Origin of the sequence: Chryseobacterium sp. B21-037 (assembly GCF_028570785.1) — a bacterium.
GTDB classification, from domain to species: domain Bacteria; phylum Bacteroidota; class Bacteroidia; order Flavobacteriales; family Weeksellaceae; genus Chryseobacterium; species Chryseobacterium proteolyticum.
Genome location: NZ_JALGCB010000001.1, coordinates 3,248,700 through 3,262,550 on the forward strand (window position 1 = coordinate 3,248,700; position 13,851 = coordinate 3,262,550).

At 37.3% G+C, this 13,851-nt stretch carries 11 protein-coding genes; 1 reads left to right on the forward strand and 10 read right to left on the reverse strand.

All coding sequences use genetic code 11. The features are described 5' to 3' along the window. Nucleotides 1–3: 3 nt before the first annotated feature. The 8 genes from MTQ00_RS14400 to MTQ00_RS14435 form a co-directional block, all read right to left on the reverse strand. Nucleotides 4–1,671 carry a C45 family autoproteolytic acyltransferase/hydolase gene (locus MTQ00_RS14400; protein ID WP_273651066.1) on the reverse strand — a complete coding sequence of 556 codons (1,668 nt, stop codon included), beginning with the start codon at nucleotides 1,669–1,671 and terminating at the stop codon, nucleotides 4–6. Nucleotides 1,672–1,741: 70 nt separating this feature from the next. Further along, nucleotides 1,742–3,277, reverse strand: coding sequence for a phytoene desaturase family protein (locus MTQ00_RS14405; RefSeq protein WP_273649926.1), 1,536 nt, complete (start codon nucleotides 3,275–3,277; stop codon nucleotides 1,742–1,744). A gap of 198 nt (nucleotides 3,278–3,475) precedes the next feature. Further along, entirely contained in the window at nucleotides 3,476–4,357 is an 882-nt protein-coding gene (locus MTQ00_RS14410; RefSeq protein ID WP_273649927.1) for an LpxL/LpxP family acyltransferase, read from the reverse strand. A gap of 49 nt (nucleotides 4,358–4,406) precedes the next feature. After that, nucleotides 4,407–4,661, reverse strand: coding sequence for an acyl carrier protein (locus MTQ00_RS14415; RefSeq protein WP_172281149.1), 255 nt, complete (start codon nucleotides 4,659–4,661; stop codon nucleotides 4,407–4,409). Between the two features lie 5 nt (nucleotides 4,662–4,666). Then, nucleotides 4,667–5,887: a beta-ketoacyl-[acyl-carrier-protein] synthase family protein gene (locus tag MTQ00_RS14420; RefSeq protein WP_172281151.1), complete on the reverse strand. Its 1,221-nt coding sequence runs from the start codon at nucleotides 5,885–5,887 to the stop codon at nucleotides 4,667–4,669. Between the two features lie 17 nt (nucleotides 5,888–5,904). Then, nucleotides 5,905–6,636: a 3-oxoacyl-ACP reductase FabG gene (gene fabG, locus MTQ00_RS14425; protein ID WP_273649931.1), complete on the reverse strand. Its 732-nt coding sequence runs from the start codon at nucleotides 6,634–6,636 to the stop codon at nucleotides 5,905–5,907. Between the two features lie 15 nt (nucleotides 6,637–6,651). Continuing rightward, complete coding sequence (locus tag MTQ00_RS14430; protein WP_273649932.1) at nucleotides 6,652–7,758, reverse strand: WG repeat-containing protein; 1,107 nt, start codon at nucleotides 7,756–7,758, stop codon at nucleotides 6,652–6,654. Beyond that, complete coding sequence (locus tag MTQ00_RS14435) at nucleotides 7,755–9,281, reverse strand: HAL/PAL/TAL family ammonia-lyase (RefSeq protein ID WP_273649934.1); 1,527 nt, start codon at nucleotides 9,279–9,281, stop codon at nucleotides 7,755–7,757. The genes MTQ00_RS14430 and MTQ00_RS14435 overlap by 4 nt, the downstream gene beginning before the upstream one ends. Nucleotides 9,282–9,379: 98 nt before the next feature. Here MTQ00_RS14435 and MTQ00_RS14440 point away from each other — a divergent pair, with 98 nt between their 5' ends. Continuing rightward, complete coding sequence (locus tag MTQ00_RS14440) at nucleotides 9,380–10,633, forward strand: NAD(P)/FAD-dependent oxidoreductase (protein WP_273649936.1); 1,254 nt, start codon at nucleotides 9,380–9,382, stop codon at nucleotides 10,631–10,633. Nucleotides 10,634–10,691: 58 nt separating this feature from the next. Here the strand turns inward: MTQ00_RS14440 and MTQ00_RS14445 are convergent, their stop codons facing one another. Both MTQ00_RS14445 and MTQ00_RS14450 read right to left on the reverse strand, forming a co-directional pair. Further along, nucleotides 10,692–11,984 carry a phenylacetate--CoA ligase family protein gene (locus MTQ00_RS14445; protein ID WP_273649938.1) on the reverse strand — a complete coding sequence of 431 codons (1,293 nt, stop codon included), beginning with the start codon at nucleotides 11,982–11,984 and terminating at the stop codon, nucleotides 10,692–10,694. A gap of 101 nt (nucleotides 11,985–12,085) precedes the next feature. Beyond that, nucleotides 12,086–13,765, reverse strand: a complete 1,680-nt coding sequence (locus tag MTQ00_RS14450) for a M23 family metallopeptidase (protein WP_273649940.1) — start codon at nucleotides 13,763–13,765, stop codon at nucleotides 12,086–12,088. Between the last annotated feature and the right edge of the window lie 86 nt (nucleotides 13,766–13,851).

Sequence of the window (13,851 nt, forward strand, 5' to 3'; positions counted from 1 at the left end):
GTCTTAATTCAATTTTCTATCGGATTTTCTCAGATATTTTTCAACTTTCCTTTTGTCCGGGACAGTTGTGATTTCTTTCGTCAGAGCTTTTTCGAAAGCTGCCTTTGCCTTATAAAAGTCTTTCTTACTGAGATAGTACTTCCCCGCCTGGTAATAAACAAGCCAGAAATCTGGGTTTAAGGATTGATAATGCCGGATCCAATCTTCTGACAGCATTTCTCCCGTACGTTCTGAAGCATCATCTATCTTGTTATGAAGCTTTTTGTATTCTTCATAATTTTTAAATTCCCGGGAGTCTAAGAAAGGATCTTTAGATATATTGAGGCTGGAAACAGCAAACTCTCCGGATTTCAAACGATCTGCGGAAAATATCCTGTTTAAATCATAACAAACAAATTCGCCCAACTGATAAGGATTAGAAGAAACCCAGACTAATTTCTTCTGAGGTGAAAATATAACGGCATGATGAGCCAGCAGCTGGTTAAGGGCTTTTTCATTTCCATATCCTATCTTTTCACCTTTTAAACCTGATCTGTCCCTGAGAATCGAAGCCATCTTTTCAGGATTTAATTTTTTGTTCTCCTGAAGAAGCTCCTGAAGTTTTTCATATCGATATCCTGAATGGCTTTCCAGAATATGTTTTCTGTTTTTCTTATCATCTTTATAAGACTCGGATTGAAAATGATTGGTACAAACAATACGACTTGAATTCTGAACCCGGTAAACTCCAAAGTTGTTGGGAGAAACTTCAATTATCACTGCATTTTTATCATTGGCGCTTCCTACCAATATAGATTCTGAAACGAAAACCTTTCTTTTCTTAGCAATAGCAATGGCTTCGTCAATATTTTTAGCATACTGCAAAATCTCCCTGGTTACAAGAGATATTGGGGTTTTTGCGGTTAAGGGAATTTTGGATTTCCCTGCGTTGATGGTCACCGTGATTCCTTCTTTATTCATTCCGGAAACCACCCCGATCATTCCGGGCCAGCTGACAGACATATAGGGAATACCTTCTTCAGGTTCTATAAATTCTACAAGCTTATTTTTTGCAAAATCGTCTCCAACATAAAAATCAAAATTTCTACCAATCAGCAGGTCTCCATCTTCCGTATTATCATTCCAAACTGCCAGGGAGCTGCATCCCACCAAAGCAAGATCCTGCATGGCGTGGCCAATATCATGAGCTCCATGAAGGTATAGGCTTCTTAAATACCTTGGAGCAATAAAGTTGTACTGATCAGAGGAATAACGGGACAATCCGTATAGTTCAGCCTGATAATCTTCCCTTACATTCAGGTACATCTTCCTGTTATACCATTTTAGAAATCCTCGTAGTAATTTTTGCTTAAAATTGGATGGTACAAATCCTTCTACCTTAGAGAAAAAAATGGCTTCCTGCTTCTGCATCAGGTCTTTCGTCAATGCACCATTATTGTATCCCAGCTGTAAAGGATTTCCCTTGATATACAATTCCCAAAGCTGCTGCCGGTTCTTCGTTAAATAATTCTGATTAAAACTAAAGGTAGAATCGTTAATCCTTTCAACTTTGGGAACTTCCAAAGCATATTGTTTTACTTCAGGAAGATGATGTATGGATTTTTGAATACCACATGAGACGAGCGTAATAGTGCATAAGAGCGAGCATACTATCTTACAGATATCAACAATACGTAAGATAGAAAAGGAAGATTGAAAACCCTCATTCCACTTTCTATCATCCCGAATTGAAAACCTGAAATTAACTCTCTTTGTCACTCTTTGTATCCATTTTTTTCAAACGATCATCAATAAGTCCTTTCCCTAAAATCTCGGCACAGGTATTAAAAGCACCTATGGTCACGCCTAAAATACCATGCATATTAACAGTCTGTCCGGTTAAAAAAAGATTATCAATTTTAGTCCTTGGTGAAACCATTGTTTTCAATGGGGTTTCAGAACTTTTTATATATCCGTACATATTTCCTTCAAAACTTCCTATATAATCACGATAAGAAAGCGGTGATGAGGTGTATATATGTTTAATCGATTGTCTGAGATCCGGAATTTTCTTTTCCAGCGCATCAATCATCCTGTTGGCTTTTTCCTGCTTGAACTTTTCATATTCTTTCCCTCTTTCATGCTCATCCGTTACTGTATTGACTGTTTTCTCCCATTTTTTCACCTCATCAAAATCCATATAAGTAATTGCTGTCATACTTTCTGCAAATTCAGGATGATGCTTCGATGGCGTGGAGCTTAGCATATACGTCTCAGGCCAGGTTTCATTCTTATACTGATAAGCATTCCAAACCTGTTCACTGCAAGAATAATGGTAGATGTTGTGATTAAAATAGGATATAATTCCCGGCTTCAGAACAATATAGACACTGAAGCAGGAAGAAATAGGTTCCCAGCTTAAAACCCTGTTAAGAAAAGATTTTCTTAGTCTTTTCTCGTTGATCAGCTTTAGAGTAGAACGGATTTCCATGTTGGAAATAAACTTTTTAGCAGCATATTCCTTACCCGTTTTAGTCCTTACGGCTACCAAAACATCCTCATTAAAGATCATTTCAGAGACTTCAGAATGCTTGTGAACATCTGCACCATATTCCCGTAATTTGCGGATGAGCAACTTGGAGATCTGGCTTCCTCCTTTCACACATTTATAAGCACTCTGAATACAGGAATTAACGGTAAGTGCATGCACATAAAACGGGGTATTTTCAGAATCTCCGCCATACAGAAAATTAGACCCTAATAATATGGCCTGCAGCTTCTTATCAGAAGTAATTGATTCTATGAATCTCCGGGTATTGAGGTGAAGGATCTCCTCATTGTAATGATCTTTTCCAACCACATTATATCTGGGGAAATGATTACAGACGTATTGTACTCCCTCACAGTATCTTTCAAGGTTTTCTTTTTCATGAGGAAAGAAACGGGATAATTGAAAAACAAAGTTCTCATAACCCTGCGCATGAGGATATTCTGTATCATCTCCGTCAAAAGTTATTTTATCAAATCCGTTTAGATCCATTTGATGGATTTCCAGATCATCCATAATTTCCAGATAGGAAAAAAAACGGTTCAGGTTCTGGCCTTTTGAAAGCCCTCCAAGATAATGAACACCGGTATCGAAAATAAGTTTATTACGGGAAAAGGTCTGTAGATTACCTCCGTACTGATTGTTTTTCTCCAATACACATACCTTAAGACCTTCTTTCGCTAAAATCAAAGCCGAAACAAGACCTCCTAAACCGCTGCCGATTACAAGTATGTCATATTCTTTTTTCAAAAGTAGCGTCTCATTTCTTTAAAGCTAAGAAATTCAGAGGTTAAATTATTAAGCGGACGTATTTATTTTTGCTTCTTCCTTGCATTAAGATTATGCAAGGACAAAAACAAATACAGTAAGCTTCATTGATCTAAACTTCTAAAGAAATCTTAGCAGTTGGAGTTATTGTTAGTTTTTATGCCTTAAAAGTATAGAAAATTAATTAATATCATCCCAGAAATCAAAATAATTGAACCATTGCAGCGGATATTTTTTAATCATATTCTCCAGATTCTCGACATAAGAGTTTAATAACCCCTGAGCGTCCCGTTTTTTTACGTGTGCAACCCTTGCATATAAATGGTAATGGAGATTCTTTTCTTTCATAACATAAACGTACACCACAGGCACTCCTAACCTGGAAGCAATAAGAAACGGGCCTGCCGGAAACTTGGCACTTTTCCCCAGCAATTCGGTTTCCAGGAATTTAGAGCCTTCAAAGTAGCGATCTCCTGTAAAGCAAATCAACTCATTTTTAGATAAGGCGGTATTGATATCGAAAATATGGGACATATCATCTTTAACGTAAATAAATTTGATATTGCTTTTTTTAACAGCAATACTGTCCATATATTCTTTAATGGCTGTAACTTCCTGATCCGTAGTCACTAAATTAATCTGGCAATCGAAATCAATATCTGCAAAAAAATGTTCCGCGATTTCAAAATTTCCGATATGAGCACTGATAAGTACGCCGCCTTTTTTTTCATTAAGAAGGTCCTTAAGATTCTGGATCCCATCAAATTCGTAGGTAAACCGATCCCTTAAGCCAACCGATATGGCTGTCTTATCGATAAGAACCTTTCCAAAAGTAAAGTAACTTTTAAATACAGCGATTTTTGACTTCCAGAAATTATACTTTAATCTTTTGTTGAAGTAATAAAAGATATACTGATTACTCTTTCTTAGAAACAGAAAGTAATAGGTTGCTACAAAATAAAGCACAAAATATGAACTTCTGATGCCGATATTTCTAATACAGTAAACAAATATCTTATATCCTGATATTGTTCCTTTAGACTTACCTTTCCACTTGTTCATTTTTGATCTGCCTGATTTTTATAATAAAAAATAAAGTTCAGTCGATAGTTTATGCGTTTTTGTTAGCTATTTTGTTTTCAATAGTGTTGTAGAAGTCATCAAATGTGACCATCTTTTTAAAATCGGCTTCGCCTAACTTCACTCCGAAGTTAGCCTCAATAATGACAACCATGTCAATATAATCTAAACTGTCTAAACCTAAAGTTGTTTTAAGGTTAGCGTCTTTGTTTATCTCATCGCCATCTACCTCAAATTCATTTACTAAAAAATCATTAACGATAGCAACAATTTTTTCTCTTTCCATCTTTTTTAATCAAATTTTTTTACAATTAATGCCGAATTGGTTCCCCCAAACCCAAAAGAATTCGACAAAAATACGTCAATTTTTTGATTTTTTGTTTTAGATACCAAATTTATCCTTTTTGCCTCTTCATCGGGATTTTCAAGATTGATGTTCGGAGCTACAAAACCATTCTCCATCATCAGCATCGAATAAATCACTTCGCTGGCTCCCGCCATCCAACATTCATGTCCTGTCATTGATTTTGTAGAGCTTACCGGAACTTCGCTGCCAAAAATCTCGTAGATCGCACGTGCTTCATTAGCATCTCCTATCGGAGTAGATGTAGCGTGTGCATTGATATAGTCTATATCTTTAGCACTTAATCCAGATTGTTTTAGAGCTCTGTCCATTGCTAAAGCAGGACCATCTACATTAGGAGTAGAAATATGTCCCCCGTTTGAAGAAAAACCATATCCTATAATCTCGCCTAAAACAGGAACTCCCCTCCTTTGGGCAGATTCAAGGCTTTCGACGATTAAGGTCGCCGCTCCTCCACTCGGGATCAATCCGTCACGTGCAGAATCGAAAGGTCTTGATGCCTTTTCAGGTTCGTCTTCCTTTACAGAGAAAACACCCAGCCCATCAAAACTGGCCATTGAGTATTTATTGGTCTCCTGAGCTCCGCCGCAAACAATCATGTCTTGCAGACCGCTTTTGATCATCAGATAAGCAAGCCCCAGAGAATGTGATCCGCTTGCACAAGCTGCGCTGATGGTAAGGTTAATTCCTTTGAGTTTAAAAATCGTAGATAGGTTCATGGTCACCGTAGAGTTCATAGACTTGAAAATGGCACCTGATCCCATCAATGTAGTATCCTTCTTTTCCCTGGCAATATCAATCGCTTCCACTACAGCCTGAGATACGCTATCGTTCCCATACAAAATACCTACTTCATGATCTTCAAGAAAACTATCGCTGACCTGAGCCTGTTTTAAGGCGTCTACTGTAGCAAGATAAGCATATTCACTTTCTTCTCCCATGCTTACACGCTGTCTTCTGTTCAGAAGACCTTTAAGGTCCGGTTTAGGAACTTGTCCTGTTAACCCTGATCTGTATCCGAATTCCTTTCTTTCCTTTTCCAGAACGATCCCTGATTTGCCTTGATATAGGGACTCTTTCACCTCTTCTAAAGAAGTTCCGATGCAAGAATAAATTCCCATTCCGGTAATCACAACCCTATTTTCCATCTTTCTTATGCTATTGATTATGAATAAATACCACCATTAATATTAATCACTTCTCCTGTAATATAGGAGGATTTTCGTGAAGCCAGAAATGCAACCAGATCAGCCACTTCTTCAGCCTCCCCAAATCTGTTTGCAGGAATCATTGCCTTTAATTCATCTTCATTAAACTCCTGTGTCATATCTGTTCTTATAAATCCCGGAGCTACTGCATTTACCGTGATATTTCTTTTGGCAACCTCCTGCGCAAGTGCTTTTGTTGCACCCACTAAGGCTCCTTTTGCAGCGGAATAATTGGTTTGTCCGGCAGTTCCTTTAACACCGGAAACTGAAACCATATTTATAATCCTGCCATATTTGTTACGCAACAATTTCTGAATGAAAAAATTCGTAACATTGAAAAAACCATTTAAACTGGTATTAATTACACTATTCCAGTCTTCGTTCTTCATCCACATAAACAGACCGTCTCTGGTAATCCCTGCATTATTTACGATCACTTCAACCAATGCATCGGCATTACTTTCCTGCCAATCCCCTAAAACCTTAAGGGTTTCTTCGGCATTTCCCACATCAAACTTAAGAATTTCTCCAGTGGCTCCAAGTTCTTCAACTTTTGCCAATGTTTCCTTTGCTGCCTCTTCATTAGAAGTATAGTTGATCAGTATATGATAATTTTTCTCCTCAGCCAGTTTTATACAGATTGCCCTTCCTATACCTCTGGAACCACCTGTTACAATTGCACATTTCATCTCTTAGAATTAGTTTTAATTTTGAAAAAGTTCTGCATTATAAAACCATTTATTTCCCACCAGGGATCCTGTTTTATCAATAAAACCCCATTTTCCGGATTTCTTCACTCTGGAAACGCCTTCATTAAAACCTTTATTTTTTTCATTGAACCCAAAGCTTACTGAAATATCATAATCCATCGGAATAACAAGCTTACCGGAAGTATCAATGAATCCCCAATTCTTTCCTTTTACTGGAGCCAGGTTATCATTGCTAAAAACCTCAGCATCATTATATGCAGGTTCTACTACAAAGTTTCCTTTCATATCAATATATCCCCATTTTCCTCCTGAATATGCAGGAGCTAAATTTTGATTAAATGCCCTCGCCTTATCAAACTTAGGCTCTATCGCCCATTTTCCTGCTTTGTCCACAAATCCTATTTTTCCGTTTCTGCGGGCGTAGGTAATGGGCTGGTTTCCAAAATCCCAGATCTTATCCGCACCTTCAGCGATGGAAAAAATACTTCCATCAATAATACCATAAGCTTTTCCTTTCTGCGCCCAGGTTGCTCCGTTCTTATATTCTCCGATATCGTTATATTCCACAGGAACAATCACTTTTCCGGCTGTATCAATAATTCCCCATAATCCTTTCTGAGAAATCCTCGCATAACCATTTTGAAAGGGTTTGATAACATCATATTCTGCGGGTATTACAACCTTTCCGCCCGTATCAAATGCTCCGATTTTATTTGAAACTTTCATTAAGGCAAGTCCATTGTTAAAATCGTATAATTTATCCGAATACGGCATGTTTAGCTTTTCTCCATTCTTATTGATATAGAACCAAATTCCGTCACGTTCCACAGCACAAAGTCCATCATTGAAATCCCTCGCCTTCGTGAAGGAAGGTTCGATAGCCATTTTACCATCTTTCCCTACAAAACCCCACATATCTTTGATTTTCACAGCTGCTAATCCGTCAGAGAAACTTCTTGCTGTTTCATATGCAGGTTCAATTACGTAATTTCCCGATTTATCAATATATCCTATTTTCGCCTTTTCTTTTACCAATGCAAGCTGCTGAGCAAATATACTTTGCCCCAATACGATAAGAGAAAGAATCAACACTTTTTTCATCCTTTGTTGTTTTTAAAATATTGTTTCACCTCTTCCAGATAAGGGTACATCACCATATCGTCAGAGAATGCCGGGATGATTTTTCTGATATCATCATATAAGCTTTTTGTTGAAGAGGACACTTTATTCTGGAAGCCAAGATATTCGATTGCCTGAACAACTGTGATCGCTTCTATACTTAACACCTCAAAAGCATTTTCTATTACTTTTCTGCAAATAACCGCTGCATTCGTTCCCATACTTACAATATCCTGGTTATCATTATTGTTAGGAATACTGTGGACATACATAGAATTCGACAGCATCTGGCTTTCAGCAGTAGTAGAGGTAGCTGTAAATTGAACACCCTGCATTCCGAAGTTAAATCCTAATTTTCCTAAATTAACAAAAGGAGGTAAAATTTCATTGATCTTGGAGTTCAAAAGATAGTTCAATTGTCTTTCTGCAAGCATCGTTAATTTAGTTACGACCAGCTTTAGTTTATCCATCTCCAGCGAAATGTAATCACCATGGAAGTTTCCACCATGATATACATGTTTATCTTCAACGTTGATGATTGGATTATCATTTGCGGAATTGATCTCATTCTCAAGGACTTTCTCTGTGTATTCCAAAGTATCCAGTACAGGTCCCAAAATCTGAGGAACACATCTTAATGAATAATATTCCTGAACCTTTTCTTTAAATACTTTTTCCTGTTCTTCGAAGTGGGTATACAAATGATCTTCTCTTTTTCTGATCAGTTTACTGTCAGATAAATGGGCTCTCATTTTTTCAGCAATTTTCTGCTGTCCATAATGTCTTTTAGTCCCGTTTAAAACCTCTGAGAAATGATCATCATAAGCCTGAACAATCTCATTAATCGCGCAGGAAAGCTTTATGGATATTTCAGTAAGCTGGTTCGCTTTATAAGCATTTACAGCTCCGATACCAGACATTACAGAAGTTCCGTTCATTAAAGCTAATCCTTCCCTGATCTCAACTTTTATCGGCTCTAATCCTTCCGTTTCAAAAACTTTTTTTGTTGGTTGCCTATCTCCTTTATAAAATACTTCCCCTTCACCAATCAGAACCAATGCCAAATGGGCAAGCTGGACCAAATCCCCACTTGCTCCCACTCCTCCATGTTCAAAAACAAGAGGGATAACATCTCTGTTTATCAATTCTTTAAGTAAATAAACAACAGAACTATGAACACCGGAATTTCCCAAAGACAGAGTATTAAGTCTCGCCAACATACAAGCCTTAACTTCGGCTGCAGGAAGAGGATTCCCAATTCCTGAAGAATGGCTTCTGATCAGGTTATACTGAAGCTGATGGGTGTCTTCATCACTGATTTTAAATTGAGCCATTGGCCCAAAACCTGTGTTTACACCATATATTACTTTATTCTTTGAAAATTCTTTTAAAAACTGAAAGCTTTCTTCCACTCTTGTTAAAAGTGTATCATCCAGTTCTATTTTCTCATTTTCAATAATAATTTTTTGAAAATCCCTCAGTTCTAAAAAGTTGTCTATTTTCATTAATCAGAAGTAATAGTAGATAATTTTATAAAATATTAATTAATTGTCACTAATTTTGCGGCAAAGATAGAAGTTATTATTAAAATAAAAAATCAAAGATGGGTAAAGAGTTTGTAGACGTTCTTGTAATCGGTGCCGGACCTTCAGGATGTGTATCTTCCTCATACTTAAAGAAGAACAACATCAATGTAAAGGTTGTTGAGAAAGCCAGATTCCCAAGATTGGTCGTTGGCGAAAGCCTAATTCCCAGAGTAATGGATCACTTTGATGAAGCCGGACTTTTCCCTGCCCTGGACAAAATGAACTTTGAAAAAAAGCTGGGAGCCCGCTTTCTGAGAGGTAATGAAGTCTGCCTGTTTGATTTCAGTGACAAATTCGGAGAAGGTTGGGACTGGACCTGGCAGGTTCCCAGAGCTGATTTTGATAATACACTTGCCAACGAAGTCATCAATAAAGGAATTGACCTTGAATTTGAAACAGAAGTAATCGACATCAGGTTTGAAGGAACCGATTCTGTGACCACTGTAAAAAATAAGAATGGCGAGATGAAAGAGATTCATGCAAAATTCGTTATTGACTCCAGTGGTTATGGAAGGGTGTTGCCTCGTTTACTTGATCTGGAAAAACCTTCAAAACTATCTCCTCACTCCGCTATTTTTTCGCATGTTGAAGATATCAATAGAGAAACGGGAACGGAAGGAACCTTAATCTCTTTCGATATCATTGAAACTGAAGTATGGCTTTGGGTCATTCCTTTTTCTAATGGAAATACAAGCGTAGGAATTGTAGGTCCTACAGATTATATTGAAAAGCTTGCAGAAAATGGTGACACAACGGAAGCTCTCAGAAAAGCAATTTCACTCTCGGATTATTATGTGAAACGTTTTGGAAACGTAGACTTTATCTTTGAACCTAAAAAACTAGTTGATTACTCTTGCTCTGTAAAAAAACTATACGGTGACGGGTTCGCCCTTACCGGAAATGCATCAGAATTTTTAGACCCTGTTTTTTCATCGGGGATGGCTTTTGCTACAGAATCCGGAATGCTGGCAGCCAAACTTGCCATCAGACAATTGAACGGGGAAACTATTGACTGGCAAAAAGAATATTCTGATTACATATTATACGGTGTGGATGTTTTCACCACTTATGTAAAAGAATGGTATACAGGAAACTTACAGGAGCTGTTTTTCCACAGACCGGAAAACGAAGATGTCAAAAGAAAAATATGTGCGGTCCTGGCGGGTTATGTATGGAATAAAGACAATCCTTTTGTAAAGAAGCACGATACCGTCATAAAAAACCTTGCTAACCTGATTAAAATAGAGAAACAACAACAAGAATTACAATAAAAAGCGGCCTAGTTTCAGGCCGCTTTTCTATTAGTTTAAAGTACTTTATTTCTTTTATCTATCTCATATCAATAAAAGTAATCGGTTTCCTGCTGTTGGGATTATGTACAACTTTAGATAAAGTCTCAAATTCCACAATTTCAATCTTAGGACTTACCCTTAGCTTAGCCCGGAAGTGGTCCCGTACTTCGCTTACGAAATCTTCAGACTCACTATCCGTACTGATTTTAATAATGATCTCATCCAGCCCGATTTCATTAGATTGAATAACAATCTGATAACATTGTAAATTATTAAAATCATTCAAAATATCATTCATCGCAGGTGGATAAAGTGTTGTCCCTTTATATTTGATCATCTGCTGCTTCCTTCCGATCACAGGTCCAAGACGCATGGTGTTACGCCCGCATTGACAAGGCTCATAATGTGCTTTTACAATATCTCCTGTTTTAAATCGAAGCAATGGTATAGCTTCCACATCCAGAGTAGTAATAGTCAATTCACCACTTTCACCTTCCTGTACAGGATTTTCATTATCATCAAGTATTTCTGTAATGATCAGCTCCGGATGCTGATGTCCACCCACCTGAAACTCACATTCGGTAAATGCCGTACTCATTTCTGTGGAGGCATATGTAGAAAAAAGTTTAATATTCCATTTCTCCTTGATTTTCTGCGAAAGAATATTATCTGTAAAATCCTGGTTTTTGATACTTTCCCCAATACAAACAGCTCCATAAACGCTGGAATTTTTATAATCAATCCCATTCTTTTCTGCATAATCGATCATTTTTAGGAGAAAAGAAGGAACTGTGATCAGGTATTTAGGCTTATACCTGAAAATAGAATCCCATTGTAATTCCGGAATTCCAGGTCCCATCCTTACAACACTGGCACCCATTTTCCGCAGTCCCAGAAAATAAGCTAAACCCGCCATAAATCTTTTATCGATCGTAGTAATCATCTGCACTACATCTCCTTTCTGTACTCCCGCACAGGCAAAAGAAATAGCTTCATTATAAGCCAACCTTTCGAGATCTTTATCAGATAGCCCAAAGGTTACCGGATCTCCTAATGTTCCTGAAGTCGTACTGTAATCTACAATCTCCCCTGGAGGAATACAGAAGAAATCATGGTTATGCTGCTGCAGATCATTTTTGGAGGTGGTAGGAATCTTCCGTAAATCTTCCAAAGATTGAATATCACCACTGCTGATATTATTTTCTTTAAATAATCTCTGGTAAAACGGCGAGTTCTTTTCAAGATAAATTAGAAGTTCCTGAAGTTTTTTTTCCTGAAACTGTTTAATTTCGGGAAGGTTTGATTTTTCGATTGATGGATAGAATTCCAATGATTTTATTTTTATGTAACAAATTTATTAAATAAAATATTGTAGAATGTATTCGGGTACAATGTATTCATGATTTTTAATTGTCGTGTATCCCCGATATGTTATCTGTGAAATGTAAAAGTTTGTGTATTCATGTTTCCTGCAGTATTGGTTGTTGTCACTTTTAGTGTATGTACACCCGAACCTTTAGGACATTTTTCATCAAAAAGATAAACGAAATTATCTTTTATTCTTGCAAAACGAAGCCATTTCCCATCCAGTTCCGCACGAAATGATTCTATATCTCCAATATCCGTTTTCCCTCTGAGGATCAAAGAACTGCCTGCTATAAGCGCACCTTCTTTCCAGTTTGGAGAAACCGATGGCACACTACTATCCAAAAGAATTCTTGCTACCCCCAATCTCTTAAACTGTCCTTCGACATAGCTACCATTCCACTTTCCTTTAATGAACTCTTTATCACTTCCATAGTTAAGCTCAATTACCAAGCGGTTCTTTTCGTCATCATTTAATTTCCGGTTGGGTTTTATTTTCAGAGCATAATGATCATGAATGGGAACATAGAGATTGTGTAATATGACAGCATTTGAAACTGCATCCGCATCAGATCTTTCAGACATTTTAAAATTAATTGCGTCATAAAGAGCATTTTCGCTCAAATTGATTTCCGCATTCTCTGTTTTTATTGTCCTTGCTTCATTAGGATGTATTGTCTGGGCACTCTCAACTATTCCTTCTGAGGTTTTAATCCATTGGATTTGGGTTATTAGCCGACTGGTATTTCCATTAGTATTTTTTAATACAATTTCAATATTATGAATCGCATCATCAGGAAGGCTTATAATCCCATTTGATCCGGAACTATAATCGGGAAGCTTCATTCCCGGTAATACTGACAAATGCTGAATACTCATTTTATCACGAATGAACTTTGCGTAATCGATACAACCATTGATATACCGGGTATCGTCATAACTCACTTTATCTATTGTAAAGCTGTATATCAATTGATTATCCATCAAAAGCTGTGCTTTATAGATCCCGAGATTAAAGCCCTTATTAGCTTTATCCACAGCTTTAATGGCTAAGCTCACGACCGGAGAATTGACATATATGATATTGGCCGTATAAGTATTTCCTGATTTTTTAACAGAGACATCATTCGCTCCAGGTTCATAGCTACTGAACCGTCTGTCATACCAATACAAACCACTCACTATGGGGGCAACATTGTCCGGAATGTTAAAACCAAACAACAACGGATTCAGGCACTCTTCCGTTTTTGTATCTCTGATTTCAAAATGCAGATGGGGTCCGGCGGATCCGCCGGTATTTCCACTTAAAGCGATCATCTGCCCTTTCGCTACAGGAAACTGGCGTGGAGAAAAAGTAATATCCTGCTCCCACTTTTCATCTTTATACTGCTTTTCTTTTACGAATGCGTCAAGCTGATCAAAATATTTGTTTAAATGGGCATAAACAGTAGTATAACCATTAGGATGTGTAATATAAACAGCATTGCCAAAACCATAGCGTTCAACCTTTATTCTGCTTACATAACCTTCCGCAGCAGCTACTACGGGAAGATTTTCCTGACTGTTCGTCCGTATATCCAGCCCCATGTGAAAATGATTTGACCGTACAGCACCGAAATTAGCCGCCAGCTGTATCGGGATATTTAAAGGATTTCTAAAGTAGTTTTGAGGATAGCTATTTTGAGCCAGCATCAGGTTCCCGCTCACAAAATAAATAATAAGCAATAATCTGGAAATGGTTTTCATTCAAATGGTTTTTATGTGTTATCTTAAAATTACGAAATTTTGGTTAATTATCAGAAAAGGATAAAACCAAATGATAAAATGTATAA

Excerpts from the sequence above, each read along its gene's own strand:
- MTQ00_RS14410 (WP_273649927.1), bottom strand. The coding sequence starts at position 4,357 with ATGAACAAGTGGAAAGGTAAGTCTAAAGGAACAATATCAGGATATAAG.
- MTQ00_RS14415 (WP_172281149.1), bottom strand. The coding sequence starts at position 4,661 with ATGGAAAGAGAAAAAATTGTTGCTATCGTTAATGATTTTTTAGTAAAT.
- MTQ00_RS14420 (WP_172281151.1), bottom strand. The coding sequence starts at position 5,887 with ATGGAAAATAGGGTTGTGATTACCGGAATGGGAATTTATTCTTGCATC.
- fabG (WP_273649931.1), bottom strand. The coding sequence starts at position 6,636 with ATGAAATGTGCAATTGTAACAGGTGGTTCCAGAGGTATAGGAAGGGCA.
- MTQ00_RS14430 (WP_273649932.1), bottom strand. The coding sequence starts at position 7,758 with ATGAAAAAAGTGTTGATTCTTTCTCTTATCGTATTGGGGCAAAGTATA.
- MTQ00_RS14435 (WP_273649934.1), bottom strand. The coding sequence starts at position 9,281 with ATGAAAATAGACAACTTTTTAGAACTGAGGGATTTTCAAAAAATTATT.
- MTQ00_RS14440 (WP_273649936.1), top strand. The coding sequence starts at position 9,380 with ATGGGTAAAGAGTTTGTAGACGTTCTTGTAATCGGTGCCGGACCTTCA.
- MTQ00_RS14450 (WP_273649940.1), bottom strand. The coding sequence starts at position 13,765 with ATGAAAACCATTTCCAGATTATTGCTTATTATTTATTTTGTGAGCGGG.